Origin of the sequence: Croceibacter atlanticus HTCC2559, from assembly GCF_000196315.1 — a bacterium.
Lineage (GTDB): Bacteria > Bacteroidota > Bacteroidia > Flavobacteriales > Flavobacteriaceae > Croceibacter > Croceibacter atlanticus.
Genome location: NC_014230.1, coordinates 2745335 through 2770122 on the forward strand (window position 1 = coordinate 2745335; position 24788 = coordinate 2770122).

Annotated in this window: 22 protein-coding genes; 15 read left to right on the forward strand and 7 right to left on the reverse strand. The window is 34.1% G+C overall.

The window, feature by feature from the left end:
* Window positions 1-95 precede the first annotated feature (95 nt).
* On the reverse strand, window positions 96-1559 hold the full coding sequence (locus CA2559_RS12500) for an aminoacyl-histidine dipeptidase (protein WP_013188273.1): 1464 nt from the start codon (window positions 1557-1559) through the stop codon (window positions 96-98).
* 144 nt (window positions 1560-1703) lie between these two features.
* On the opposite strand from CA2559_RS12500, the gene CA2559_RS12505 reads away from it, so the two are divergent.
* The 7 genes from CA2559_RS12505 to trmD all read left to right on the forward strand — a co-directional run bounded on the left by CA2559_RS12505 (window position 1704) and on the right by trmD (window position 13121).
* Window positions 1704-2777 carry a DUF3810 domain-containing protein gene (locus CA2559_RS12505; RefSeq protein ID WP_013188274.1) on the forward strand — a complete coding sequence of 358 codons (1074 nt, stop codon included), beginning with the start codon at window positions 1704-1706 and terminating at the stop codon, window positions 2775-2777.
* Between the two features lie 94 nt (window positions 2778-2871).
* The gene (locus tag CA2559_RS12510) at window positions 2872-5865 is read left to right on the forward strand and encodes an amidohydrolase family protein (protein ID WP_041241025.1); all 2994 of its coding nucleotides are present in this window, start codon (window positions 2872-2874) and stop codon (window positions 5863-5865) included.
* Window positions 5866-5910: 45 nt separating this feature from the next.
* Window positions 5911-7218, forward strand: coding sequence for an amidohydrolase family protein (locus CA2559_RS12515; protein WP_041241234.1), 1308 nt, complete (start codon window positions 5911-5913; stop codon window positions 7216-7218).
* 27 nt (window positions 7219-7245) lie between these two features.
* The gene (locus CA2559_RS12520; protein WP_013188277.1) at window positions 7246-10473 is read left to right on the forward strand and encodes a VPS10 domain-containing protein; all 3228 of its coding nucleotides are present in this window, start codon (window positions 7246-7248) and stop codon (window positions 10471-10473) included.
* Window positions 10473-11090 (forward strand): hypothetical protein, encoded by a 618-nt coding sequence (locus CA2559_RS12525; protein ID WP_013188278.1) that lies wholly within the window; start codon window positions 10473-10475, stop codon window positions 11088-11090. Before CA2559_RS12520 ends, CA2559_RS12525 begins: the two co-directional genes overlap by 1 nt.
* A gap of 94 nt (window positions 11091-11184) precedes the next feature.
* Complete coding sequence (locus CA2559_RS12530) at window positions 11185-12402, forward strand: bifunctional alpha/beta hydrolase/OsmC family protein (protein ID WP_013188279.1); 1218 nt, start codon at window positions 11185-11187, stop codon at window positions 12400-12402.
* 41 nt (window positions 12403-12443) lie between these two features.
* A complete protein-coding gene (gene trmD, locus CA2559_RS12535) occupies window positions 12444-13121 on the forward strand; it encodes a tRNA (guanosine(37)-N1)-methyltransferase TrmD (RefSeq protein WP_013188280.1) in 678 nt (225 codons plus the stop codon).
* Here the strand turns inward: trmD and CA2559_RS12540 are convergent.
* The gene (locus tag CA2559_RS12540; protein ID WP_013188281.1) at window positions 13118-13609 is read right to left on the reverse strand and encodes a GNAT family N-acetyltransferase; all 492 of its coding nucleotides are present in this window, start codon (window positions 13607-13609) and stop codon (window positions 13118-13120) included. The two genes, trmD and CA2559_RS12540, sit on opposite strands and share 4 nt — an antisense overlap.
* Before the next feature lie 50 nt (window positions 13610-13659).
* Here CA2559_RS12540 and ribD point away from each other — a divergent pair, with 50 nt between their 5' ends.
* Genes ribD through CA2559_RS12560 form a run of 4 tightly spaced genes read left to right on the forward strand, consistent with a single transcriptional unit; the run spans window position 13660 to window position 16751 of the window.
* A complete protein-coding gene (gene ribD, locus CA2559_RS12545) occupies window positions 13660-14661 on the forward strand; it encodes a bifunctional diaminohydroxyphosphoribosylaminopyrimidine deaminase/5-amino-6-(5-phosphoribosylamino)uracil reductase RibD (RefSeq protein WP_013188282.1) in 1002 nt (333 codons plus the stop codon).
* Entirely contained in the window at window positions 14658-15269 is a 612-nt protein-coding gene (locus tag CA2559_RS12550; RefSeq protein ID WP_013188283.1) for an HAD family hydrolase, read from the forward strand. Before ribD ends, CA2559_RS12550 begins: the two co-directional genes overlap by 4 nt.
* Window positions 15266-16135 (forward strand): DMT family transporter, encoded by an 870-nt coding sequence (locus tag CA2559_RS12555; protein WP_041241027.1) that lies wholly within the window; start codon window positions 15266-15268, stop codon window positions 16133-16135. Before CA2559_RS12550 ends, CA2559_RS12555 begins: the two co-directional genes overlap by 4 nt.
* 4 nt (window positions 16136-16139) lie before the next feature.
* Window positions 16140-16751, forward strand: a complete 612-nt coding sequence (locus tag CA2559_RS12560; RefSeq protein ID WP_013188285.1) for an IMPACT family protein — start codon at window positions 16140-16142, stop codon at window positions 16749-16751.
* Here the strand turns inward: CA2559_RS12560 and CA2559_RS12565 are convergent.
* Complete coding sequence (locus CA2559_RS12565) at window positions 16748-17149, reverse strand: acyl-CoA thioesterase (RefSeq protein WP_013188286.1); 402 nt, start codon at window positions 17147-17149, stop codon at window positions 16748-16750. The two genes, CA2559_RS12560 and CA2559_RS12565, sit on opposite strands and share 4 nt — an antisense overlap.
* 209 nt (window positions 17150-17358) lie before the next feature.
* Here CA2559_RS12565 and dnaA point away from each other — a divergent pair, with 209 nt between their 5' ends.
* From dnaA to CA2559_RS12585, 4 genes are read left to right on the forward strand one after another with little or no spacing between them, the layout of a single operon-like run.
* Entirely contained in the window at window positions 17359-18786 is a 1428-nt protein-coding gene (gene dnaA, locus CA2559_RS12570; protein WP_013188287.1) for a chromosomal replication initiator protein DnaA, read from the forward strand.
* Between the two features lie 6 nt (window positions 18787-18792).
* Window positions 18793-19245: a low molecular weight protein-tyrosine-phosphatase gene (locus CA2559_RS12575; RefSeq protein ID WP_013188288.1), complete on the forward strand. Its 453-nt coding sequence runs from the start codon at window positions 18793-18795 to the stop codon at window positions 19243-19245.
* Window positions 19246-19289: 44 nt separating this feature from the next.
* Entirely contained in the window at window positions 19290-20675 is a 1386-nt protein-coding gene (locus tag CA2559_RS12580; RefSeq protein WP_013188289.1) for a PQQ-dependent sugar dehydrogenase, read from the forward strand.
* 11 nt (window positions 20676-20686) lie between these two features.
* Window positions 20687-21424 (forward strand): SAM-dependent methyltransferase, encoded by a 738-nt coding sequence (locus CA2559_RS12585; protein ID WP_013188290.1) that lies wholly within the window; start codon window positions 20687-20689, stop codon window positions 21422-21424.
* Here CA2559_RS12585 and CA2559_RS12590 read toward each other — a convergent pair.
* From CA2559_RS12590 to dapF, 4 genes are all read right to left on the reverse strand, one after another.
* Complete coding sequence (locus CA2559_RS12590; RefSeq protein WP_013188291.1) at window positions 21421-22065, reverse strand: hypothetical protein; 645 nt, start codon at window positions 22063-22065, stop codon at window positions 21421-21423. The two genes, CA2559_RS12585 and CA2559_RS12590, sit on opposite strands and share 4 nt — an antisense overlap.
* A 266-nt stretch (window positions 22066-22331) precedes the next feature.
* Complete coding sequence (mltG, locus tag CA2559_RS12595) at window positions 22332-23375, reverse strand: endolytic transglycosylase MltG (RefSeq protein ID WP_013188292.1); 1044 nt, start codon at window positions 23373-23375, stop codon at window positions 22332-22334.
* Window positions 23365-23898 (reverse strand): GNAT family N-acetyltransferase, encoded by a 534-nt coding sequence (locus CA2559_RS12600; RefSeq protein ID WP_013188293.1) that lies wholly within the window; start codon window positions 23896-23898, stop codon window positions 23365-23367. The genes mltG and CA2559_RS12600 overlap by 11 nt, the downstream gene beginning before the upstream one ends.
* Window positions 23892-24677, reverse strand: coding sequence for a diaminopimelate epimerase (gene dapF / locus CA2559_RS12605; RefSeq protein WP_013188294.1), 786 nt, complete (start codon window positions 24675-24677; stop codon window positions 23892-23894). The genes CA2559_RS12600 and dapF overlap by 7 nt, the downstream gene beginning before the upstream one ends.
* Window positions 24678-24788 lie beyond the last annotated feature (111 nt).

Here is a 24788-nt window from a genome sequence, read left to right on the forward strand (position 1 = left end):
TTAAGTGCCATATTTAGCTGAAATTATGGCAGAAAAAAGCCCGATACTATATTTATAAACTTAGTATCGGGCTTAACCTATAATGTCTCAAGAACTTATTTTATAGGTATTTCTTTTAAAACTTGTAATACCAATTCCCAATATTTCTTTGTTGAAGAAATACTAGCGCGTTCATCTGGACTGTGTGCACCTCTAATGGTAGGCCCAAAAGAAATCATTTCCATCTCTGGATAGTGCTGTCCTAAAATACCACATTCTAATCCAGCGTGACAAGCTGCAATATGTGCTTGCTCTCCATTATTTAAAGACTTGTATGTTTTATCAAGCACTTTTAAGATATCTGAATCCATATTTGGTTGCCATCCTGGATATTCTCCAGAAAACTCAACTACAAATCCTGATAGCTCGAATGATGCTCTTAGTGCATTAGCCAAATCAGTTTTTGATGACTCCACAGAAGATCTTGTAAGGCAAAGCACTTCTACCTCACCGTTTCCTAAGGTTATCCTTGCTATATTATTAGAAGTTTCAACAAGGTTTTCAATATCTGGACTCATTCTATAAACACCATTATGTGCGGTGTAGATACTTCTTAAAAATCCTTCTTGCACACCTAGATCCATAATTGTCTCAGGAGTTTCAATAGCTTCGATAACAACTTCTAATTCTGGCTCAAGAGTTTTATACTCAGTTTTTATGGTGGTTGCTAAAACATTTAGTTCAAGTTCAAACGCATCTTTATGTATATTCTCAACAGCTACTTCTGCAACGCTTTCTCTTGGTATAGCATTTCTAAGACTACCGCCATTAATACTATGTATTCTCAAGCCTACATTTTCATAAGCATCAAACAGGAGTCTGTTCATGAACTTATTAGCATTTCCAAGCCCTTTTATAATGTCCATACCGCTATGGCCACCTTGTAATCCTTTTACAGTAATCTTAAATCCAGACATATGCTCTGGAGTTTGTTCTTCATTATAAGTGCGTGTTGCTGTAACATCTACACCACCAGCACAACCTACGCCTATTTCATCATCTTCTTCAGTATCTAAGTTTAACAGTATTTCACCTTGCAATACACCTGGCTTTAATCCTTGTGCACCTGTCATTCCTGTTTCTTCATCTATAGTAAACAATGCTTCAATTGGTGGATGTACAATTGTTTCACTTTCTAAGATCGCCATAATTGTAGCAACTCCTAAACCATTATCTGCGCCTAATGTTGTGCCCTTCGCTCTTACCCAATCTCCATCTACATACATCTCGATACCTTGAGTATCGAAATTGAAGTCTGTATCATTATTTTTTTGATGCACCATATCTAAGTGGCTTTGCATCACTACCATTTTACGATCTTCCATTCCTTTAGAAGCTGGCTTTCTAATTATTACATTTCCCACTTCATCTTCTAAGGTTTCTAAGCCTAAGCGTTCTCCAAAATCCTTCATAAATTTAATAACGCGTTCCTCCTTTTTAGAAGGTCTTGGAACAGCATTTAGGTCTGCAAAGTTTTTCCAAACTGGCTTAGGATCTAAGTTTCTTATAATATCACTCATGGTTTTCTGTCTTAATTTTTTGCAAAGGTATAGGTTATAAGATAAAAGAGATCATACTCACTTTAAAATTAAGGGTAGCTTGGTCTTTTAAAGTACAAGTTACTTTATAAGAATTCGGTTAATATTACGTTACTTTGAAAAGTTATGAAACGTCATCCCAAATTAATATTAGCCCTATTCTTACCTATACAAATACTAGGTATATTTATACTTAGTAAGTTTCCTAACAGTGTAGAGCAATGGTATAGTTTAGGTCTTTATCAGTACTTGTCGTATTTAGAGCGTAGTGTTTTTGGTCTTCTTCCGTTTTCTTTTGGAGATCTTATTTATGCTCTTTTTATAATACTATTACTACGCTGGTTTTTTCTGAGAATTAAGACAAAGTTTAAACATATAAAAGTGTGGTTTATAGATGCTGTAGCTACACTTTCTGTTATTTACTTTATGTTTCAATTGTTTTGGGGATTTAATTACTACAGAGAACCCTTACATATTAGCTTAGGTATTGAGGATAATTATACAGACGAACAGCTTATTACACTTACCAATATTTTAATTGAACGCTCTAATGAGCTTCAGCTAAAACTTGCTAAAAACGATTCGACAGCCGTAGCTTTTAACTATTCAAAAGATACAATATACGATTTGGCAATTTCTGGATATTCAGACTTAAAAGAGAGTTATCCAGAGCTTAAGTATAATGCGCCAAGTGTAAAAACTTCACTATTTAGTGTACCGTTAAGTTACATGGGCTTTAATGGATATTTAAATCCACTTACAAATGAGTCTCAAATAAACAGCAATGTTTTACCCTATAAACTACCTACTACAATAAGCCATGAAATAGGACACCAATTAGGGTATGCTAAAGAAAATGAAGCCAATTTCATTGCCTGTCTAAATACTTTAAACCACAATGATATTTATATGCGGTATTCTGGGTATACATTTGCTCTAAGATATTGTTTAAATGAAATTTTTAGGAGAGATCCTGCTGTTGGTGTAGACTTGCTGTTTAAAGTAAATTGTGGGATTATGGCTAATTATAATGAGGTTAGAAATTTTTGGCTGTCCTACGAAAATCAATTAGAGCCACTTTTTGCTCTATTTTATGACGGATATCTAAAAGCAAATAACCAACCAAGAGGTATGGCTAGCTATAGCTACGTTGTTGCATTATTGGTGAACTATTATTCTGACGAAAAAAATCTTTTATAGAACTTCTTAACGCTTGTTAAAAAAATCTTAACGTTTCGATAATCGAAAGTGTATCTTCTATCTTTATTGCAATTCAACTAAATTAAATTACCTAATGAAGCTACCTTTCCTTTGTAGTCTTATGCTGTTAGTATCTGTAACCATCTCAGCACAAGATTATTTCCCAAAAAATGACGGTGTAAAATCTGACAAGAACACCAATTATACTGTTATTAAAAATGCAGTTATTCACACAAATCCTTCAACAACACTTAAAAACGGAATGCTACTCCTTAAAGATGGCAAAATTGTTTCTGTTGGCAAATCTGTAAACATTCCTCAAAATGCTGTGCAGGTTGATGCAGAAGGTAACCATATCTATGCGTCATTTATAGATGCGTATTCTAGTTTTGGTATAGACAAGCCAAAAAGAGGAAGCAATAACTCTAGCCAACCCCAATATGATGCCTCAAGAGAAGGCTACTATTGGAATGATCATATAAGACCTGAAACTAATGCAGTAGAGCATTTTAAGTATAATACTAAAGACGCTAAAGAATTGCAGGATGCAGGATTTGGAGTTGTAAATACTCACGTACCAGATGCAATTATTAGAGGTACAGGTATGCTGGTAGCTTTAAATGATGAAGGTACTCAAAACGATAGATTGCTAGTAGATAAATCTGCTCAGTTCTTATCTTTTGACAAAAGCGTAACCTCAAGACAATCTTACCCAACATCTATTATGGGAGCTATGGCACTACTACGCCAAGTATATTTAGATGCACAATGGTATCAAAATGGAAATGCTACTACTAAAGATTTAGCTTTAGAAGCATTAAATAACAACAAAAATCTTCCACAAATTTTCTTGGCAGAAGGTTATTTAAATGATTTAAGAGCAGATAAAGTTGGTGACGAATCTGGCGTTAACTACATTATAGTTGGTGGCGGCGATGAATATAAAAGTATTGAAGCTATTAAAAACACCAATGCTAAATATATCTTACCTATTAACTTTAAAGATGCTTACGATGTAGAAGATCCTTATTTAGCTGGAATGGTAGATTTGGAGTCTATGAAAGAATGGAACCAACAACCAAGCAATCCAAAATGGTTGGCAGAAAATAACGTGATGTTTGCCTTCACAACGCACGATTTAAAATCGCCTAAAGAGTTTCATAAAAACTTAATGATGGCTATTAAAAGAGGCCTTTCTAAAGAAAAAGCTCTAGAAGCTTTAACGACAATACCAGCTCAAATGTTGGGACAATCAGGGAAATTAGGTGAGCTTAAACAAGGTGCACACGCTAATTTTATAATTACATCTGGTGAATTATTTGAAGAAGACACAAAAATATTTGAAAACTGGGTGCAAGGACAAAAACACGTAGTTAACAAGATGCAGGTTAATGATATTAATGGCGATTATAATTTAACTATTGATAATACTTCTTATAAACTTACTATTAGTGGAACTTCAGAAAAACCAAAAGCTAAAGTAACAACAGGAGACAAAAAACTAGGTGCCAAACTTACATTTGCAAATGATTGGATGACACTTGTATTAACATCTCCAGATGAAAACAAAAAAGAATACACGCGCCTAATTGCATCTGTTCCAAGAAATCCGAATTCAATTAGTGGTAAAGCAATATTGTATAACGGTAGCGAAGCACGATTTACAGCTACTAAAACAGCTACTACATCTCAAGATGAAAAGGAAGATGACAAAGATGATGAAGACGACGCTAAAGATGAAGAGTTTGCAGTTATGCCACTTACCTATCCTAACACTGCATATGGGTTTAGTGAACAGCCAAAGCAACAGGATATCTTATTTAAGAATGTCACTGTTTGGACAAATGAAGATCAAGGCATTTTAGAAAAAACCGATGTTTTAATTAAAGATGGAAAAATTGCCAAAATAGGAAATAACCTATCAGCAGGTAGAGCTATTGAGGTAGATGGTACTGGTAAACACCTTACATCTGGGATTATAGATGAGCACTCGCATATTGCAGGAACTGCTATAAATGAAGCTGGACATAACTCTACAGCAGAGGTTAACATGGAAGATGTTGTAGACCCAAGCGATATAGATATTTACAGAAATCTTGCTGGTGGTGTAACCTCAATACAGTTGCTACACGGTTCTGCAAACCCAATTGGTGGGCGTTCTGCAATTTTAAAATTAAAATGGGGAGAAACTCCAGATGCAATGATTTATGACAATTCTCCAAAATTCATAAAATTTGCCTTAGGAGAAAATGTTAAGCAAAGTAATTGGGGTAGCCGTTCTCGTTTTCCACAAACACGTATGGGTGTTGAGCAAGTGTTTATAGATTATTTTACAAGAGCTAAACAATACGAAAAAGATAAAGCATCTGGAAATTACAGAAAAGATTTAGAGATGGAAACCATTTTAGAGATCTTAAATGGAGAGCGTTTTATTAGCTGTCACTCTTATGTACAGAGTGAAATAAATATGCTTATGAAAGTAGCAGAGCAGTTTGACTTTAACATTAATACGTTCACACACATTCTAGAAGGTTATAAAGTAGCAGATAAAATGGCAGAACATGGTGTTGCTGGTTCTACATTTAGTGATTGGTGGGCATATAAATATGAAGTAAATGATGCTATTCCTTACAATGCATCTATTATGCATAATGCTGGTGTGCTTGTAGCTATTAATAGTGATGATGGCGAAATGAGCCGTCGTTTAAATCAAGAGGCTGCCAAAACTGTAAAATATGGTGGCATGAGTGAAGAAGAAGCGTGGAAATTTGTGACTTTAAATCCTGCTAAAATGCTTCATATAGATGATCGTGTCGGAAGTATTAAAGTGGGTAAAGATGCAGACGTAGTTCTTTGGTCTGGACACCCAATGTCTATTTATTCTAAAGCTGAAAAAACAATTATAGAAGGTAAAGTTTACTTTGATATTGAAGAAGATAAAGCCTTACGTAAAGAAAACCAACGTTTGCGTAATGTTATTACCACACAAATGCTTCAAGCTAAAAACAAGGGCCTTAAAACACAACCTGTAAAGAAAAAAGAAGAACAACATATGCATTGTGATACTCTTGAAGTATTTGAAGATTAATGTAATCTAATGCCTAAATCTTTTATTACAGTTAAAACTAATTACATGAAAACATATATAAATTTAATACTTGCCACCTGTATAAGTGTTGCAAGTTTTGCACAACAAACACCAGCACCTAAACAAACTGAAACCATAATGATTATGAATGGTACAGCCCATTTAGGAAATGGCGAGGTTATTAAAAATAGTGCTATTGTTATTAAAGATGGTAAACTATCTGTTGTGGCAGATGCTAAGGTTGTAAAACTAGCACAAGAAGGTACCGTTATAGATGCTTCCGGAAAACATATCTATCCAGGTTTTATTGCACCAAATACTTCATTAGGTCTTGTAGAGATAGATGCTGTAAGAGCTACAGATGATGAAGATGACATTGGTACAATGTTGCCTCACATAAGAAGTCTTATAGCTTATAATGCAGAAAGTAAAATTGTCGAAAGTATGAGACCTAACGGTGTACTTTTAGGACAAATCACACCTCGTGGAGGTCGTATTTCAGGAACATCGTCTATTGTACAATTTGATGCTTGGAACTGGGAAGATGCCAGTGTAAAGACAGATGATGGTATTCATTTAAATTGGCCAAACCCATTTTCTACTGGCCGTTGGTGGTTAGGTGAAGATCCAGCAGCAAAACCCAATAAAAATTACGAAAGCGATATTACAACGTTGGAGACATTTGTTTCAAATGCCAAAGCCTATAACGGTAAGGATACGCAAGTAAATTTACCTTTTAAAGCTATGCGTGGTCTTTTTGATGGTAGCCAAACATTATATGTTCATGCAAATGATGAAAAACAAATTATAGATGCAATTTCATTCAAGAATAAATTCAATATCGAAAAAATGGTATTGGTTGGAGGCTACCAAAGTCATAACCTTGCTAAAGAGTTAAAAACAAATAATATCGCTGTTTTAACAGGACGCACACATAGTCTACCAGATGCCGCAGATGATGATTATGATATGCCATACAAACTACCTAAATTATTAATGGATGCTGGTGTATTAGTAGCGATACAGAATGCAGGATCTATGGAGCGTGCCAATGCAAGAAATTTACCGTTTCAAGCAGGACAAGTGGCACAATTTGGCTTAGATAAAGAAGATGCTCTTAAACTAATTACGCTAAATGCTGCTAAAATTTTAGGAATAGATGACACTTATGGCACCCTAGAAGTTGGCAAAAGCGCTACCCTATTTATTTCTGAAGGTGACGCTCTAGATATGAGAACTAACATTCTTACTAAAGCTTTTATAAATGGTCGTGATATTAGTTTAGAGACCCATCAAACTGAACTTTGGAAACGCTATCAAAATAAAGTTGATGCTAACAAAGCGAAGAAGTAATTAAAATTAAAAAACTATTTCTACCTCATGAAATACCTTATCACCAGTTTTATACTATTACTAACAATTCAAATTAACGCCCAAAAACTAGACTTATCACTAGTTAAAAACTTAGAGCCTCGAGAGATTGGCCCGAGTGGTATGTCTGGTCGTATTACAGCTATAGATGTTGTTACTAGCAATCCAGATATTATGTATGCAGGTTCTGCATCTGGAGGTCTTTGGAAATCAACTTCTGGAGGCGTTAAATGGGAACCAATTTTCGAAGACCAGCCAACAGCATCAATTGGTGCAGTTGCAATACAACAGTCTAATCCTAGTGTTATATGGGTTGGTACTGGAGAAGGTAATCCACGTAATAGTTTAAATGGCGGTTATGGCATCTATAAATCTTTAGATGGCGGAAAGTCTTGGCAGTCTATGGGATTAGAAAACACACGCCACATTCATCGTGTGGTTATAGACCCTACAAATCCTAATATAGTTTATGCTGGTGCTATAGGTTCACCTTGGGGAGAACATCCTGAACGTGGTGTATTTAAAACTACAGATGGCGGTAAGACTTGGAAAAAAGTTCTTTTTGTAAATAATAAAACTGGAGCTGCAGATTTAATTATGGATCCTAGCAATCCAAATAAACTTATGGCTGCAATGTGGGAACACAAACGCGATCCTTGGTTTTTTAAATCTGGCGGTGAAGGCTCTGGACTTTATATAACATATGATGGTGGAGACAACTGGAAAAAGGTAACCGAAGAAGATGGCTTTCCAAAAGGCGACTTAGGTCGTATTGGTGTAGCTATTGCACCTAATAAACCAAATATTGTATATGCTTTAGTTGAAGCTAAAAAAAATGCCCTTTATAAATCTGAAGATGGTGGTTTTAAATGGAGAAAAATTAATGATAAGAGTGACATAGGAAATCGTCCATTTTACTATTCAGAAATTTATGTAGATCCTCAAAATGAAAATCGTGTTTATTCTGTATTTACTTATGTAAATGTATCTGAAGATGGCGGAAGAAATTTTGAGCAACTCATGCCTGCTTATGGTGTGAGTAATGGTGTGCATCCAGATCATCACGCTTGGTGGATTCATCCAGAAGATGGGAATTTTATGATAGATGGTAACGATGGTGGCTTAAATATTACCAAAGATGGCGGTAAAACTTGGCGATTTGTAGATAATATTCCTGTCGGACAATTTTATCACGTAAATGTAGATAATGAGTTTCCTTACAACGTATATGGAGGTATGCAAGACAATGGCAGTTGGAGAGGTCCTGCATACACGTGGCGTTCTCAAGGTATACGTAACTCATACTGGCAAGAAATTTCATTTGGAGATGGTTTTGATGTTATTCCAGACCCAGACAATAGCCAATATGGCTGGACAATGAGCCAACAAGGTTATGTAAGCCGTTACGACTGGAAAACAGGAAATAATTATGGTGTAAGACCAACACATCCAGATCCAGATGTACAACTTCGTTTTAATTGGAATTCTGCAATAAACATAGATCCTTTTGATAGTAATGTGGTTTATTTTGGTAGCCAATTTGTACACAAATCTACAGACAAAGGTGAAACGTGGAAAGTTATATCACCAGACCTAACTACTAACAATCCAGAAAAACAAAAACAAAGCGAAAGTGGTGGTTTAACATTAGATGCCACTGGTGCAGAAAACCATACTACAATTTTAGTAATAGAGCCATCGCCTATCGAAAAAGATATGCTTTGGGCTGGTACAGATGATGGCAGGATTCATTATACCAAAGATGGAGGTAATAACTGGACAGAAGTTTCTAATCTTCCTGGCGTTCCAGAAAACTCTTGGATAGTTCAAATTAAAGCAAGTAATAAAAATAAAGGAGAAGCTTTATTGGTTGTTAATGACTACAGAAGGTTTAATTATGAACCATACGCGTTTAGAACAACAAACTATGGTAAAACTTGGAAGCGTATTGTAGATGCAGAAGATGTACAAAGCTACACTCTTAGTATAGTTGAAGATCCTATTGAAAGAAACCTATTGTTTTTAGGAACAGATGACGGTCTTTATGTAAGCATAGATGCTGGAAACAACTGGGCAAAATATACAAATGGTTTCCCTACAGTTCCTGTAAAAGATATGGTTATTCATCCTAGAGAACACGATTTGGTATTAGGAACCTTTGGACGTTCTTTCTGGATTTTAGATGATATTAGACCATTAAGAGCAATGGCAAAAAACAACAATCTTACTAAAGAGCGTGTGGTATTATTTGAGCCACCTACTGCTTACCAATCTGCTTACCAGCAGGCTACAGGAAGCCGCTTTGGTGCAGATGCTATGTTTAGCGGAGACAACAGAGCATTTGGAGCACGTTTATCTTATTACATTACTAAAAAAGAAGAAGATAAAGCGTCTAAAAAAGATGACAAAGACAAGGACTCTGAAGGTGATGAAGAACAAGAAGAAACTTCAGATATAGAAGAACAACCAGAAATAGTTTGGGATTCTATCATTTTAAATGTTTATAACGGAGACAAGCTTATAAGAACATTAAAGCAAAAAGCTCCAGACTCAACTGGTTTACATAAAATGCGCTGGTTTATGGATGAAAAAGGTGTAGATAGACCTTCTCGTTCTATAAGAGAGTCCAAAAGAGAACCTAGTGGCACCACTGTGAAACCTGGGAATTATACTTTAGAGATGGTTTATGGTGATTCTAAATCAACTCAAACTATATCAGTAAAGTCAGACCCTAGATTAAAAGTTTCAGAAGCTAATATAAATGAGGTGTACAATGCTTCAAAAAAATTAGAAGGTTATACAGAAACTGCAGCAAATGCTGTAAGACAATTGGTTGAAAGTAAGAATACAGCAAAAGACTTTCAGAAACGACTTAAAGATTTAGATAAGGACAAGTACAAAGAAACACTTAAGGAAATTTCTGATATTAATAAAAAGATAGACAGTCTTGTCGCGCTCTATTTAGGTAAGGTTGATAAAAGACAAGGAATTACCAGAAATCCTGAAGTTACAGTTATGCAACGCATAGGCTTAGCCAATCAATATGTTAGTGGTAGCCAACAAGGATTAACGGCTACAGAAGAGCAATTAATTTCTCAAGCAAAAGCACAGTTAAATGAAGCTTTATTAGAGACTAATAAGTTTTTCTCTGAAGAATGGAGTGATTTTAAATCTAAATTAGAAACTTTAGAACTAAATCCTTTTAAAACCACAACTACCTTTAAAACAGTAAATTAATGCTCAAGAACTCATTTAAAACCTTTGCTTTACTAAGTCTGTTAGTTTGCTTTTCTATGCAAAGTAAAGCTCAAGATTATTTAGATACCATTGCATTAGAAACTTGTAATTGTATGACCTCTCTAGATACAGATGATAAGAGCGAAGACGCAATAACTCTAGAGCTTGGTGTGTGTATGCTTAAGGCATCTAACCCTTACATGAAAAAGCTAAAAAGAGATTTTGATATCGATTTTGATAATCTCGATTCGGCTGGCGAAAAATTAGGTGAAGTTGTTGGTTTAAGAATGGCAACTCAATGCCCAGACGCACTTTTAAAATTAACAAACCTAATGTCTGATGAAGCTGATGAGCCAGAAATGAGATACATTGTGGGTGAAATTACTGAAATAAACACCTCAGATTTTATCACATTTTCTTTAAAAGACGACTCAGGTAAAACAAATCGTTTTTATTGGATGTCTTATATAAATTCAAATTACGATTTAGAGGCAGACTATAATAGTTTAAAATCTAAAACTGTGGAGGTTTCTTATACGACATCTCAATTTTATGATCCTAGGATAGAAACTTACAGAAACATTTATATAATTAAAGAATTAGTTGTTATAGAATAACACATTACGAAGTAAAAATAGAAACTATATCCTAATACCTATGGTAGTGTAATTACTACACCATAAAATCGACTCATCTTTAAACTACCCAACTATGGATTTCGAAAAGATTACGTTTATAAACGCAGATGGTCAAGAGTTATCAGGAAGGTTAGAGTTGCCTGTAAATAAACAGCCTCATAACTACGTTTTATTTGCGCACTGTTTTACGTGTACAAAGAATTTTTCTGCAACCAAGAATATCTCCAGAGCATTAACTAATGAAGGTTTTGGAGTTTTACGATTCGATTTCACAGGCTTAGGAGATAGTGAAGGCGATTTTGAAAACACAAACTTCTCAGGGAATGTAGAAGATTTAGTATGCGCAGCCAATTGGTTAAGAGACCATAAACAAGCTCCTACTCTATTGGTTGGTCATAGCTTAGGTGGCGCAGCTGTAATTTTTGCAAAAGAGCAATTGCCAAATGTAAAAGCAGTTGTTACAATTGCGGCACCTTCTAACCCAACTCACGTAAAAAATCTTTTAAAAAGTAATATTGAAGAAATTGAAGAACAAGGTGAAGCAACAGTAAATCTTGCAGGACGAGATTTTAAAATAAAAAAACAGTTTTTAGATGATTTAGAAACTAAGTCTTTACCACAAATAGTTAGTAAATTAAACGCGGCACTATTAGTTTTACATTCTCCTCAAGATACAACTGTAGGTATTATAAATGCTGAAGAAATATACAAATCTGCCAAACACCCAAAAAGTTTTATCACATTAGATGGTGCCAACCATTTGTTAATGGAGAAAGAAGAATCTACTTACATCGGGAAAGTTATTGCAGGTTGGTCTAGCAGGTATTTAGATATTAAACAGGAAACCTTTGTAGTTAACTCTACACACCAAGTAGTAGCCTCATTAGATGCAGAGTCTGGATTTACAACACAATTAAAACTAGGCAATCATTACTCTCAAGCAGACGAACCAAAGACTGTAGGCGGTAAAGATTTAGGACCAACACCATATGATTTAGTTTCTGGCGGACTTTCTGCTTGCACAGCTATGACTATTCAAATGTATGCCAAGAGAAAGAAATGGCATGTAAGCAACGTAGAGGTTCATACAAGTTACAGTAGAGATCACGCTATAGATTGTGAAACCTGTGAAGCGGACGATATGAAGATAGATACTTTTAAAAGAGAAATTAAGCTTGAAGGAGAATTAGACGACAAACAAATTAAAAGGCTACTTCAAATTGCAGACAAATGTCCCGTACATAAAACTTTGCATTCCAAAACTCAAGTGATAACAACCTTAATAGAGTAATAAAGCTGTAAATTTGCACTTTAAACAAAGAGAATCTTGTTATGCGAATTGATATTATAAGTGTTGTTCCAGATGTTTTAAAAAGTCCGTTTGAAGCTTCAATCCTAAAACGCGCTATCGAAAAAGGTCATGTAGAAATACATTTTCACGATTTACGTGATTATGTAACAGATAATTACAGGCAAATAGACGATTACCAATTTGGTGGTGGTGCTGGTATGGTTATGATGATTGAGCCTATAGATAAATGCATTACACATTTAAAATCTGAACGTGATTATGATGAAGTTATTTATATGACTCCAGATGGTGAAACACTTAAACAAGGTATGGCTAACCAAATATCACTTCAAAAAAATATTATCATTCTTTGTGGTCACTATAAAGGAGTAGACCAACGCGTTAGAGATCACTTTATAACTAGGGAAATTTCTATTGGAGATTATGTATTAAGCGGTGGAGAGCTTGGTGCGCTAATACTATGTGATGCTGTAATAAGACTTTTACCTGGTGTATTAGGTAATGAAACCAGTGCTCTTACAGATAGCTTTCAAGATGGATTGTTAGCGCCTCCAATTTACACAAGACCAGCAGACTATAAAGGATGGAAGGTCCCAGAATTACTTACCAGTGGCAATACACCAAAAATTGAAGAGTGGCGAGAAGACCAAGCAGTAAAACGCACTCAAGAATTAAGACCAGATTTATTAGAAGATTAGTTTTTTAGGTTTTTAAGCATATATACCGTACAAGAATAATGACCTGTATTTCCTAAAGGTTTGTCTATAATCTCAAATCCGTTTTTGGCATAGAGAGCTCTGGCAGCATCCATATATGGCATTGTTTCTAAATAACAGGCTTCAAAACCAAAGTCTTTCGCATACTCTAAGCACTTTGCGATCATTTTGGTACCTAAACCTCTTCCTCTAGCTTCTGGAGCAAAATACATTTTTTGCAATTCGCATATATTTCCATTGTGATTATCAAGTTTAGCAATACCTGCGCTTCCAATAATTTGAGAATTTTCCTCTAAAACCAGGTAAACCATTTTTGGATGATTATAGGTTTCATACATACAATCTAAAGAAGCATCTTCATACGCAGTACCAACTTTTGGAACTCCAAATTCAATAAGAACATCTCTTACACACTTAGCAACATGAGGATTATCTTCAATATTTATTTCTCTTATAGTAGGAGTTGGCATAGCGTTATTAATCTTAAATTTGTGTGACCAAAGATACTTAAATACCTATTTTGAATTCTCATAAAACCTATATAAAACGTTGTTTACAACTTGCAAAAAAAGGATTAGGCACTACCTATCCTAACCCAATGGTTGGTAGTGTTATAGTATATGATAATAAGATTATTGGAGAAGGATGGCATCAAATAGCTGGCCTTGCGCATGCAGAGGTTAATGCAATAAATGCCGTAAAAGACAAATCGCTTTTAAAAAAATCTACCATTTATGTTAGTTTAGAACCTTGCTCTCATTATGGCAAAACACCACCTTGTGCAGATTTAATTATTGCCAATAATATTCCTAATGTTGTAATTGGAACTGTAGATCCCTTTGCAAAAGTAAAAGGGCAAGGCATAAAAAAACTATTAGATGCTGGCTGTAAAATTACTGTTGGCGTTTTAGAGGATGAATGCCAGGAATTAAACAAACGCTTCTTTACGTTTCACAATTCTAAAAGACCATATATAATTTTAAAATGGGCAGAAAGTAATGATGCATTTTTAGCCCCTAAAACAAAACATAAACAACAACCAGTATGGATAACAAACTTGGTATCTAGGCAACTTGTTCATAAATGGCGCGCAGAAGAACAAGCTATACTTGTGGGAACAAAAACTGTAAAAGATGATAACCCTAGTTTAACCACTAGAGATTGGAATGGCCCTAATCCTACTCGATTGGTTATCGATAGAAAAAATGTTCTAGACAAATCACTTTCTGTACTTAATGATAAAGCTGAAACAGTAGTATTTTCAGAGAACACTAGTAATTTTAACAACCTACCACAACATATCTGTGAGTACTGCCATACTAATAATTTGCAAAGTATAATTGTTGAAGGAGGCGCACAAACGCTACAGCATTTTATAAACGCGAATCTTTGGGATGAAGCCAGAGTATTTAAAGGAGATGTAATGTTTTACGAAGGAACAAAAGCACCTTTAATTACCGGAAGTATTATTCATAAAGAAACACTACAAAACGACACGCTAACAATTTATACTAATTCATGATTAAAAACCTACTCTTCGATTTTGGAGATGTCTTTATAAATTTAGACAAGCTTAAGCCCTATGATAAGTTTAAGAAATTGGGGTATGGTGAGCCTACAGCAAAAATGCTACAATTTAATAAAGACTATGAAATTGGTGCTGTTACCACTAAAGAATTCACAAGCTTTTATGTTGAAAATTCACCAACAACTATTAAGCCTCAAGACGTAAAACAAGCGTGGAATAGTATGTTGTTAGATTTTCCACAACATAGGCTAAACTTCATAAAGGAGCTAGCAAGTGTAAAAAACTTCAAATTAATATTACTTAGTAATACTAATGATCTTCACATAGATTGGATTAAAGCTAAAGTTCCACATTATTTAGATTTCAAGATGTGTTTTGATGCTTTTTATCTTTCACAAGAACTTCATCTAAGAAAGCCAGACGCTTCTTGTTTTAAGCATATTTTAAAAGAAGAAGATATTATAGCTGAAGAAACTTTATTTATTGATGATACCAAGGAAAATACAGACGCTGCAAAAGCTTTAGGTTTTAAGGTTTGGAACATAAACCCTAAGACAGAAGATGTTGTAGATTTGTTTACCATTAACGAGAATTTATTTTGATTTACCTTTTTCTTAGCATCCTGGCAAGCAGCTTACTGTATGTCATTTTCAAACTATTTGATGTTTACAAAGTAAATACCGTACAAGCTATTGTTATGAACTACATTGTTGCTGGCTCTTGTGGTTTAATTGGCTATAGTGGTAAGGTTTCAATTTCTAAAATCCCAGAATACGATTGGTTTTATGGTGCTATAGGATTAGGGGTTCTGTTTATAATTGTCTTTAATTTAATGGCAGTTACCACTCAAAAAAGTGGCCTTTCTGTAGTCTCTGTTGCCAGTAAGATGAGTGTAATTGCGCCAATAATATTTGGCATTCTGTATTATAATGAAGGCACAAGTGTTTTAAAAATACTCGGTATTTTACTAGCACTTTCTGCTGTTTACTTCTCGTCTATAAAATCTAAGGATGGTATTTCCATTAAAGCAAAAAACCTAGTATTTCCAGTGCTAGTTTTTTTAGGAAGTGGTATTATAGATACATCAATAAAATTCTTAGAAAACGAATATGTTGCACAAGATGATGTGCCTTTATTTTCAAGCGTGTTATTTTTCATGGCATTTATTACAGGCCTTTTTGTTTTAGGGTTTCAAGCCTTAAAAGGAACGCTTAAAATTACTTTTAAAAATATCATTGCAGGTGTTGCACTTGGCGTACCAAATTATTTTTCTATATATTTTCTCATACAAGCTTTAAGAGGAAACGGTTTAGAAAGCTCTACAGTATTTACAATAAATAATGTAGCTATTGTAATGTTTTCAACCATATTAGGAATAGTCATATTTAAAGAAAAACTTATCCCTAAAAATTGGCTAGGTGTTGCATTGGCTATAATAAGTATCATCTTAGTAGCTTCAACAATTTAATGCTATGGAAGAAGATGTTTATAAAACCATATTAAAAGGTAATGAGCCTGTTTTATTTAAGGATAGAAACAGTAAGTTTTATGGGTATGCCATCCCTGTAAAAACTGAAGAGCAAGTACAAGAAGCTATTCAAAACCTAAAGCAAGAACATCATAAAGCAAGACATTGGTGTTATGCTTACCAGTTAGGGAAAACTTATAAACACTGGCGCGCCAATGATGATGGGGAACCAAGCAACTCTGCAGGAATGCCAATTTATGGCCAATTACAATCTTTTGAAGTTACCAATTGTTTAGTTGTTGTAGTTAGGTATTTTGGAGGTACTAAATTAGGCGTAGGCGGTTTAATAAATGCATATCGAACTGGAGCGCAAATGGCTTTAGAAGCATGCACAATAGTGACCAAAACTATTAACATAGATTATGAGGTAAGTTGTGAATATGCAGATCTAAACAAAGTTATGCGGGTTATTAAAGAACGAAACTTAAACGTTACCAATCAAGTAATGGAAATGCGTTGTGCTATAACAATTTCTGTTCGAGAAAAAGAAGCAGAAACCATTCATACTGTTTTCGATGGTATTTATGGAGTAAAAATTAAAGAGCTAGAAGATTAACTCAATAATTTAAAAAGATCTTCAGGGCATCTTGTTGGTCGTCCAGATTTCATATCAACAAATACTAAAGTTGTAAAAACTTGAGCTACCAACTGCTTATTAGAATCTTCAACTCTATAAGCAAATTCTATACGTGCACCTACCAATTTTTTTAATGAGGTGATAATGAACAATTCATCATTATACTTTGCTGGTTTCTTATAGTCTACATTGAGATTAGATAAAGGTAACATGATACCATTTTCTTCCATTTCTCTATAAGATACACCAAAGGTTTCAAGCCACTCAGTACGCGCTAATTCACAGTAAATAGGATAGTTAGAGTGGTGAACAACTCCCATTTGATCTGTTTCTGCATACCTAACTTTAACTTTTGAAACGTGTTTTTTTTGAGTCAATTGGGTAATCTTTTTGATTATAATTTGTACTTTGCAAAGTAACAGAATATGAGAAAAAAATAGTTAGCAATCAACCCTTATTCAATTTTTTTATTCTCTTTTTTGTTCACATATTTGTTGCTCGAAAAAAGCAAACTGTGAACCACACAGTTTATTTTTTCTTCAAGAATAGCCTCTTAATATTTTGTTAAAAAACGATTAATCTAACTATGCAGAAAACTGCCGAAACCATCTGGGGAAATTGCTTGTCCTTCATAAAGGATAACATTACACCTCAAGCTTACAAGACATGGTTCGAGCCAATTAAGGCAGTAAAGTTGACAGACAATGCTTTGAGCATCCAAGTTCCGTCAAAATTTTTCTATGAATGGCTTGAAGAACATTACGTAAAACTTTTAAAAGTTGCACTTAATAAAGAATTAGGTGATACCGCTAAGTTGGTGTACGTTATACGTATGGAAAACACTTACGGCAATAAACAACCGTTTACAGAAAGTATTCCTAGTTCTCAAAGAGCACAGATGCAATCCCAACAAGTTGATGTTCCTACAAAATCGAAAAGTCCAGAATTAAAAAATCCGTTTATAATTCCTGGTATTCGTAATGTAAAGATAGAGTCTCAACTTAACCCTAACTATAATTTTGAGAGCTTCCTAGAAGGAGATTCTAACAGGTTGGCACGTTCTGCCGGTATGGCTGTAGCCAACAAGCCTGGTGGCACATCTTTTAACCCATTACTTATTTTTGGTGGTGTTGGATTAGGAAAAACACACTTGGCACACGCCATTGGTGTTGAGATTAAAGATAAATATCCAGAAAAAACAGTACTTTATATTTCTGCTGAAAAATTTACACAGCAGTATATTGAATCTGTAAAGAAAAATAATAGAAATGATTTTATCCATTTCTATCAGATCATAGATGTATTAATTGTTGATGATATCCAATTATTATCTGGTAAAGCAGGTACGCAAGATGTATTCTTCCACATCTTTAATCACCTACACCAAAATGGTAAGCAGGTTATCTTAACAAGTGATAAAGCTCCTGTGGACATGCAAGATATTGAGCAACGCTTACTATCTCGTTTTAAATGGGGACTATCTGCAGAGTTGCAGCACCCAGATTTTGAAACTCGCATTGCTATAATTAAAAGTAAACTTTATCGTGATGGTGTAGAGATGCCAGAAGATATCGTTGAGTTTTTAGCAAACAATATTAAAACTAATATTAGAGAACTGGAAGGCGCAATTATTTCTCTTATTGCACATTCTTCTTTTAACAAGAAAGATATTACCTTAGAGCTAGCAAAAAGTATAGTTGACAATTATGTTAAGAATACCAAGCGAGAAGTTTCAATAGACTACATACAAAAAGTTGTTGGTGATTATTTCCAAATGGATGTTGAAACCTTACGATCTAAGACACGTAAACGTCATATTGTACAAGCTAGACAATTGGCCATGTTTTTTGCTAAAAAACTTACAAAAGCATCTTTAGCCAGTATTGGATCACAAATTGGAAAAAGAGATCACGCCACTGTCTTACACGCTTGCAAAACTGTTAATAACCTTGCAGCTACAGACAAGCAGTTTAGAAAATTTGTCGAAGATTTAGATAAGAAATTAGCAGTTTAAGTTATTATGACTAAAGTTATCATGGTATGCCTTGGTAATATTTGCCGTTCACCATTGGCAGAAGGCATTTTAAAGCATAAAACTCAAGGTAAAGACGTAACAGTTGAATCTGCAGGAACAAGCGATTACCATATAGGCAGTTTACCAGATAAACGCTCTATAGAAGTAGCTAAGAAAAACGGTTTAGACATTACAGACCAACGCGGTAGGCAATTTAAAACTTCAGACTTTGACACCTATGATTATATCTATGCCATGGATAACTCAAACTATAATAATATTATAGCACTGGCTAGAAATGAAGCTGATAAAGACAAAGTTCATCTTATTTTAAATTCAATTTTTCCTGGTGAAAATGTTGATGTTCCAGATCCTTACTATGGAGGTGACCAAGGTTTTGACCACGTTTACAATATGTTAGACGAAGCTTGCGAGGTAATTGCAAAGAAGCTTACTTAAAATTTTAGTGCATTTATAGTATATTAGTAGTAAATACATATGCTATGAAAACACACCTACCTATCACATTAGTATTTATCCTACATTCTTTCTTTATTCTGCAAGCGCAAAATTTTGAAATCGACACACAATTATTTGCTTCAGGATTAAACCAACCTTTAGGTATAGAAAATGTTGGAGACTCGCGTTTATTTATTCCAGAGAAACCCGGAACAATATCTATAGTTAATGCAAATGGTTCTGTAGAACCCACACCTTTTTTAGACATTACAAACTTAGTAACAACTAATGGTGAAAGAGGCTTACTTGGGTTAGCTTTTCATCCTAATTATACTACCAATGGTTACTTTTATGTAAACTATACCAATACGTCTGGCAATACAGTAATTTCTAGATTTAGTGTAAGTGCAGATAATCCAAATTTAGCAGATGAAAATACAGAATTACAACTACTAACCTATAATCAGCCATTTGCTAATCATAACGGAGGTGATCTTACCTTTGGTCCAGATGGTATGCTCTATATTGCTAGCGGTGATGGCGGAAGTGGCGGTGATCCTGGTGAACGAGCACAAAGTTTAAATACGCTATTAGGAAAAATTTTAAGATTAAATGTAGATATTGCTGCTCCTTATATTCCAAACAACAACCCTTTTGTAAACGATGGCGATAACCAAACATTAGGTGAAATTTGGGCTTACGGCTTAAGAAACCCGTTTAGAATTTCGTTTGATAGTGCAAACGGTGACTTTTGGATTGGTGATGTTGGGCAAAATGAAATTGAAGAGATTAATAAAGTAACACAAAATCCTGCAGCAGTGAATTATGGTTGGCGTTGTTTTGAAGGTAACTCAACTTATGATGATACTTCAGACTGTTTAAACAGTTTCTCTCCTCACACACCACCAATAATAGATTATACACAAACAAATGGGCGTTGTTCTGTAACTGGAGGAAGAGTTTACAGAGGTCCAGATTTTTCAAATCTAACTGGTGTATACATTTTTGCAGATTTTTGTAGTGGTGAATTAGCAAGTATAGACTCATCACAAAATGTCAACTTCACAACTCCTACAAATGGTAGTTCTTTTGTAGGTTTTGGCACAAATGACACCAATATGTTATTTGTGGCAGACATTGGAGGATCAATATATAAAATTGTAGACAACATAGCCTTAGGTGTTCATTCTCAAAATGATACACCTGCTATAACTATTACTCCTAACCCAACGCAATCCTCGTTTAATATTTCTCTATTAGAAGATTATGCACAAGTTGAAATTTTCAATATAAGTGGACAACAGGTTTTTCAAAAACGCGTTAATAAAGATGAAGAGATTCAGGTTTCAAACTTAGCAGAAGGTTTGTATATTGTAAGGATTATATCGCCAACTGGTAAACATTCAGTAAAAAAACTAATCAAATATTAAAACATATTTTAATGTCCCATACCTATAAATATCCTGGTATTATTTACTTAATTCCTACGCGTTTAGGAATGGACCAACCACATCTAGAAGTTTTACCTATGTCAATTAAAAGAACAGTCGGAACTTTAGATTATTTTATTGCTGAAAATGAGAAAACTGCTCGTAGGTTCATAAAGGCTATTGCTCCAAAAAAATCTCAACCTTCATTAAAGTTTGAGCTTATAAACAAGTTTACAAATGCTGAAGACATACCTAGCTTTTTAAATCCGTGTAAAGAAGGACATAACATTGGGCTTTTAAGTGAAGCTGGTTGTCCTGGTATAGCAGATCCTGGCGCAGAGGTTGTAAAAATAGCACACCAGATAGGCGTAAAAGTTGTGCCTTTAGTAGGACCTTCTTCTATCCTACTCGCTATGATGAGTAGTGGTATGAATGGGCAAAACTTTACTTTTAACGGATATTTACCAATAGATGATAAAGAGCGACAAAGTGCTATAAAAGCTCTGGAACGTATGAGTGCCTTAAAAGATCAAGCTCAAATTTTTATTGAAACACCTTATAGAAATAATAAAATGCTTGAAACTTTGGTGAATTCATTACATCCAAATACAAGAATTTGTGTGGCTTGTGATATTACATTAACCACAGAGATGATATTGACGAAGACAGCAGCAGAGTGGAAAAACACAAAAGTCGATCTCCATAAGAGACCGACTATTTTTATTGTTCAAAAAGATGGTATGTACTAGTTAACTTTGGCCATTTTGTCTTGCTTGACAAAAGACATATCATAACCACCAAATTTCTTCATATAATAATCTATCGTAGTTCCAAATGCATCACTAAATCCTGTTGCACCACCACTACGTAAGTATTTTTTTACACTTCCTGGACCAGATAAATGTGCGGCAGCAAGAATTCCAGACTCTGTAATCTTAACGCCATTAATAACTTTACCAACACTACGTTTTATATCTCTTCGTAACACCCATTTATTGCGAGATGTATACGCTAAGAATGCTTTTTCTTGTAACTCAGGATTATTCATAAACTCATTGGTATCATAAACACCTACCATTTTTAACGTGTTCTTGTTAAACTGGTATTTCCCTAAATAACCAAATTGATTTATAATTGAGTAGTCTCCTCTAGATTCTTTAAATGCTAAAGCTTCTTTAAAGCCTAAATAACCCTTACCTAATTCTGGATAAACGTTAAGGTTAGAAGCACCCTTAACCATATCAGACAGGTTTGGCACTGTGTAAAAAAGATCTAAACCTTTGGTAGAGTAATTATAATCGAATGATGCCTCTTCAGTTGAAAAACTAAACAGGATCGTTGCGCCTATAATTGGAATCGCACTTAATCTTAGTAACTTCCTTTTCTTCATAAGTTTTGTTTTCTTAAGCAAACACTAAAAACTGCGTGCTTTTGAAATCGGGTGCAAATATACGACACAACTTAACTAACTAAAAAACAATAGGTTAAGTTTTGTGTTTTTAACAGACTTTATTACAATTTTATGAGAATGAATTCCTTTTTAAGATAATTCATCTGCTAATTAATCTATTAAATTTGCAAAAAATTATGAATAATTTAAAAACGGACTAATTTTTAAGAATATTTCTTATAAAATTCGTTATTTTTAGGAATACACTATCTGTTTATTCCTTGCTTATTTATCCACCTTACATACTCCTGTTTATTGCGATTATGCTGCATTAATGTTTTTGCAAATTTATGGTATCCTATATTTTGCACATTAGCAACAAAATAAAAATAGTCGTGCTTTTCATAATTAAGCACAGCATCTATAGATGTTATATCTGGCATAGCTATAGGACCAGGTGGTAACGCTTTATTTTTATAAGTATTGTATGGAGATTCAATTTCTAGATCTTTATATAGTACTCGCTTAATAACAGAATCCCAAGAATTATTAGATTTTTTAACTGCATAAATTACAGTAGGATCTGCATCTAATTTCCATCCGTTTTTATACCTATTAAGATAAACACCAGCAACCGTAGGCCTTTCATCTACTTTAGCAGTTTCCTTTTGTACAATTGAAGCTATTACAGTTACCTGTTGCGGTGTAAGACCAATTTCTTCTGCTTTTTTGGTGCGGGTTTCATTCCAAAAGTTTCTGTATTCTCTTAACATTCTTGCCCTAAAATCTTCTGCTGTGGTATTCCAGAAAAATTCATATTGGTTAGGAATATACATGCCTAAAGCAGACTCTTGGGTAAAGTTATGCTCTTCTAAAAAGGCTTTGTCTTTCATTGCTTTTAATAATGAAATACTATCTGCCTCAATTTGTGATGCTATTCTTCCTGCTAAGTTTTCAATACGCTCTTGATTGTTGAATCTTAATTTTACAGGTTTATTCTGGATTCTAAGAGTATTTACAATTTCATTATTGTTCATACCAGATGTAAGCACATATTTACCTGCCTTTACATTACTTATATAACCTTTACGTTTAGCTATAGCATCAAAACTTTCAATATCTTTTAGAACCGGTTGTAATTGAGATCTTACATCTTTATACGTAGAACCAGTTTTTACATATACAGTGTGAGTATCTTTTGAAAAAGAAGTGTTTGCTGAAAATACAGCAGTATATATATTGTAACTAAATATTGAAAGTATTACAATACCTAGTAAAGCCGTTATAGCCAAGAGTTTTTTAATGTACATTATTTTGTATTATCTGATATAATAATTCATCCTTATAAGTTCCTGAAACAAAAGTCCAATCTTTCTTAACACCAATTTTCTCAAATCCACATGTTTCGAACAAATGCTGTGAGTTTATATTTTCTGCAGAAATATTAGCATAAAGTTGATGAAGGTTTAAGTGGGTAAATGCATACGCAATTAGAAGTTTTAGAGCTTCTTTTCCATAGCCTTTACCTCTATCTTCTTTCTCCGCAATTAAAATTCCGATGCCTGCACGCTTGTGTACTGGATCAAAATCAAACAAGTCAATAAGACCTAATAAAGCTTCATCTTTTCCACAAATTGCTAAACGCAATTGTTTTACCTCGTATATGTCGCGGTGTGCGTTTTCAAGATATTGTCTAATTAAAAATTTAGAATAAGGTGTCTGTGTGGTGCTTAGTTCCCAAAACGTTTCATTATTTTCTATATAATAAATGAAATCTAAATCTTCTGGCTCTAAAGCTCTTAAATCTATATTAGTGCCAGAGAGTGTTACCATGAGACTTCGCCTTTAAATACCTGTTCTGCAGGACCTGTTAACCATACGTTTGTATACGTGCCATTATTTGTATTAAAAGCTACATTTAAACTGCCACCTTGAACTATTAAGTCAACTGAATTTTTGTCAGTTTTACTTAACGCATGCATTGCAATAGCAACTGCTGTAACTCCTGTACCGCAAGAAAGTGTCTCATCTTCAACACCACGCTCATATGTTCTAACTCTATATAAATTAGCTGTAATAGGCTCAACAAAATTTACGTTAGTACCTTCTTTCTTAAACCTATCGTTATATCTAATTGCTGCACCATCTACTTTAATGTTTTTATTTAAAATATCACTAGTTAAAGTAACATAATGAGGTGATCCTGTATTTAAATACAACGCATTCTCTAAAGTTTCAATATTAGAGACATCCTGCATTTTTAATGAAACTACACCATTTGTAATTGAAGCTTCATGTTGCCCATCTATTGCAGAAAATAAAGTTTCCTTTTCAAAGATATTTAGGTAGTGCGCAAAGCTTACTAGACACCTGCCACCATTACCGCACATTGTACTTTCATTACCATCAGAGTTAAAATAAACCATTTTAAAATCTTCACCTTCTATTCCAGAGTTTTCGAGAAAAATGAGACCATCTGCACCAATACCAAACCTACGATCACATAATAATTTAATCGTTTTGGTATCATTTTTGGAAAGATTATAACGTCTATTATCTATAATGACAAAATCATTTCCTGTTCCTTGATATTTGTAGAATTCTACAGTCATATTTGCTTTAAAACAGCCACAAATATACAATATTGATGCTGAAAAGAAGTTATGAATTTACGCTGTAAATTTTGCAACATTACTTTACAGGAAGAGTATATAATATGAACA

Excerpts from the sequence above, each read along its gene's own strand:
- mltG (WP_013188292.1), bottom strand. The coding sequence starts at position 23,375 with ATGTACATTAAAAAACTCTTGGCTATAACGGCTTTACTAGGTATTGTA.
- dapF (WP_013188294.1), bottom strand. The coding sequence starts at position 24,677 with ATGACTGTAGAATTCTACAAATATCAAGGAACAGGAAATGATTTTGTC.
- CA2559_RS12550 (WP_013188283.1), top strand. The coding sequence starts at position 14,658 with ATGATTAAAAACCTACTCTTCGATTTTGGAGATGTCTTTATAAATTTA.
- CA2559_RS12540 (WP_013188281.1), bottom strand. The coding sequence starts at position 13,609 with ATGCCAACTCCTACTATAAGAGAAATAAATATTGAAGATAATCCTCAT.
- CA2559_RS12580 (WP_013188289.1), top strand. The coding sequence starts at position 19,290 with ATGAAAACACACCTACCTATCACATTAGTATTTATCCTACATTCTTTC.
- CA2559_RS12520 (WP_013188277.1), top strand. The coding sequence starts at position 7,246 with ATGAAATACCTTATCACCAGTTTTATACTATTACTAACAATTCAAATT.
- CA2559_RS12500 (WP_013188273.1), bottom strand. The coding sequence starts at position 1,559 with ATGAGTGATATTATAAGAAACTTAGATCCTAAGCCAGTTTGGAAAAAC.
- trmD (WP_013188280.1), top strand. The coding sequence starts at position 12,444 with ATGCGAATTGATATTATAAGTGTTGTTCCAGATGTTTTAAAAAGTCCG.
- CA2559_RS12505 (WP_013188274.1), top strand. The coding sequence starts at position 1,704 with ATGAAACGTCATCCCAAATTAATATTAGCCCTATTCTTACCTATACAA.
- dnaA (WP_013188287.1), top strand. The coding sequence starts at position 17,359 with ATGCAGAAAACTGCCGAAACCATCTGGGGAAATTGCTTGTCCTTCATA.
- CA2559_RS12585 (WP_013188290.1), top strand. The coding sequence starts at position 20,687 with ATGTCCCATACCTATAAATATCCTGGTATTATTTACTTAATTCCTACG.
- CA2559_RS12530 (WP_013188279.1), top strand. The coding sequence starts at position 11,185 with ATGGATTTCGAAAAGATTACGTTTATAAACGCAGATGGTCAAGAGTTA.
- CA2559_RS12515 (WP_041241234.1), top strand. The coding sequence starts at position 5,911 with ATGAAAACATATATAAATTTAATACTTGCCACCTGTATAAGTGTTGCA.
- CA2559_RS12560 (WP_013188285.1), top strand. The coding sequence starts at position 16,140 with ATGGAAGAAGATGTTTATAAAACCATATTAAAAGGTAATGAGCCTGTT.
- CA2559_RS12590 (WP_013188291.1), bottom strand. The coding sequence starts at position 22,065 with ATGAAGAAAAGGAAGTTACTAAGATTAAGTGCGATTCCAATTATAGGC.
- CA2559_RS12525 (WP_013188278.1), top strand. The coding sequence starts at position 10,473 with ATGCTCAAGAACTCATTTAAAACCTTTGCTTTACTAAGTCTGTTAGTT.
- CA2559_RS12600 (WP_013188293.1), bottom strand. The coding sequence starts at position 23,898 with ATGGTAACACTCTCTGGCACTAATATAGATTTAAGAGCTTTAGAGCCA.
- CA2559_RS12575 (WP_013188288.1), top strand. The coding sequence starts at position 18,793 with ATGACTAAAGTTATCATGGTATGCCTTGGTAATATTTGCCGTTCACCA.
- CA2559_RS12510 (WP_041241025.1), top strand. The coding sequence starts at position 2,872 with ATGAAGCTACCTTTCCTTTGTAGTCTTATGCTGTTAGTATCTGTAACC.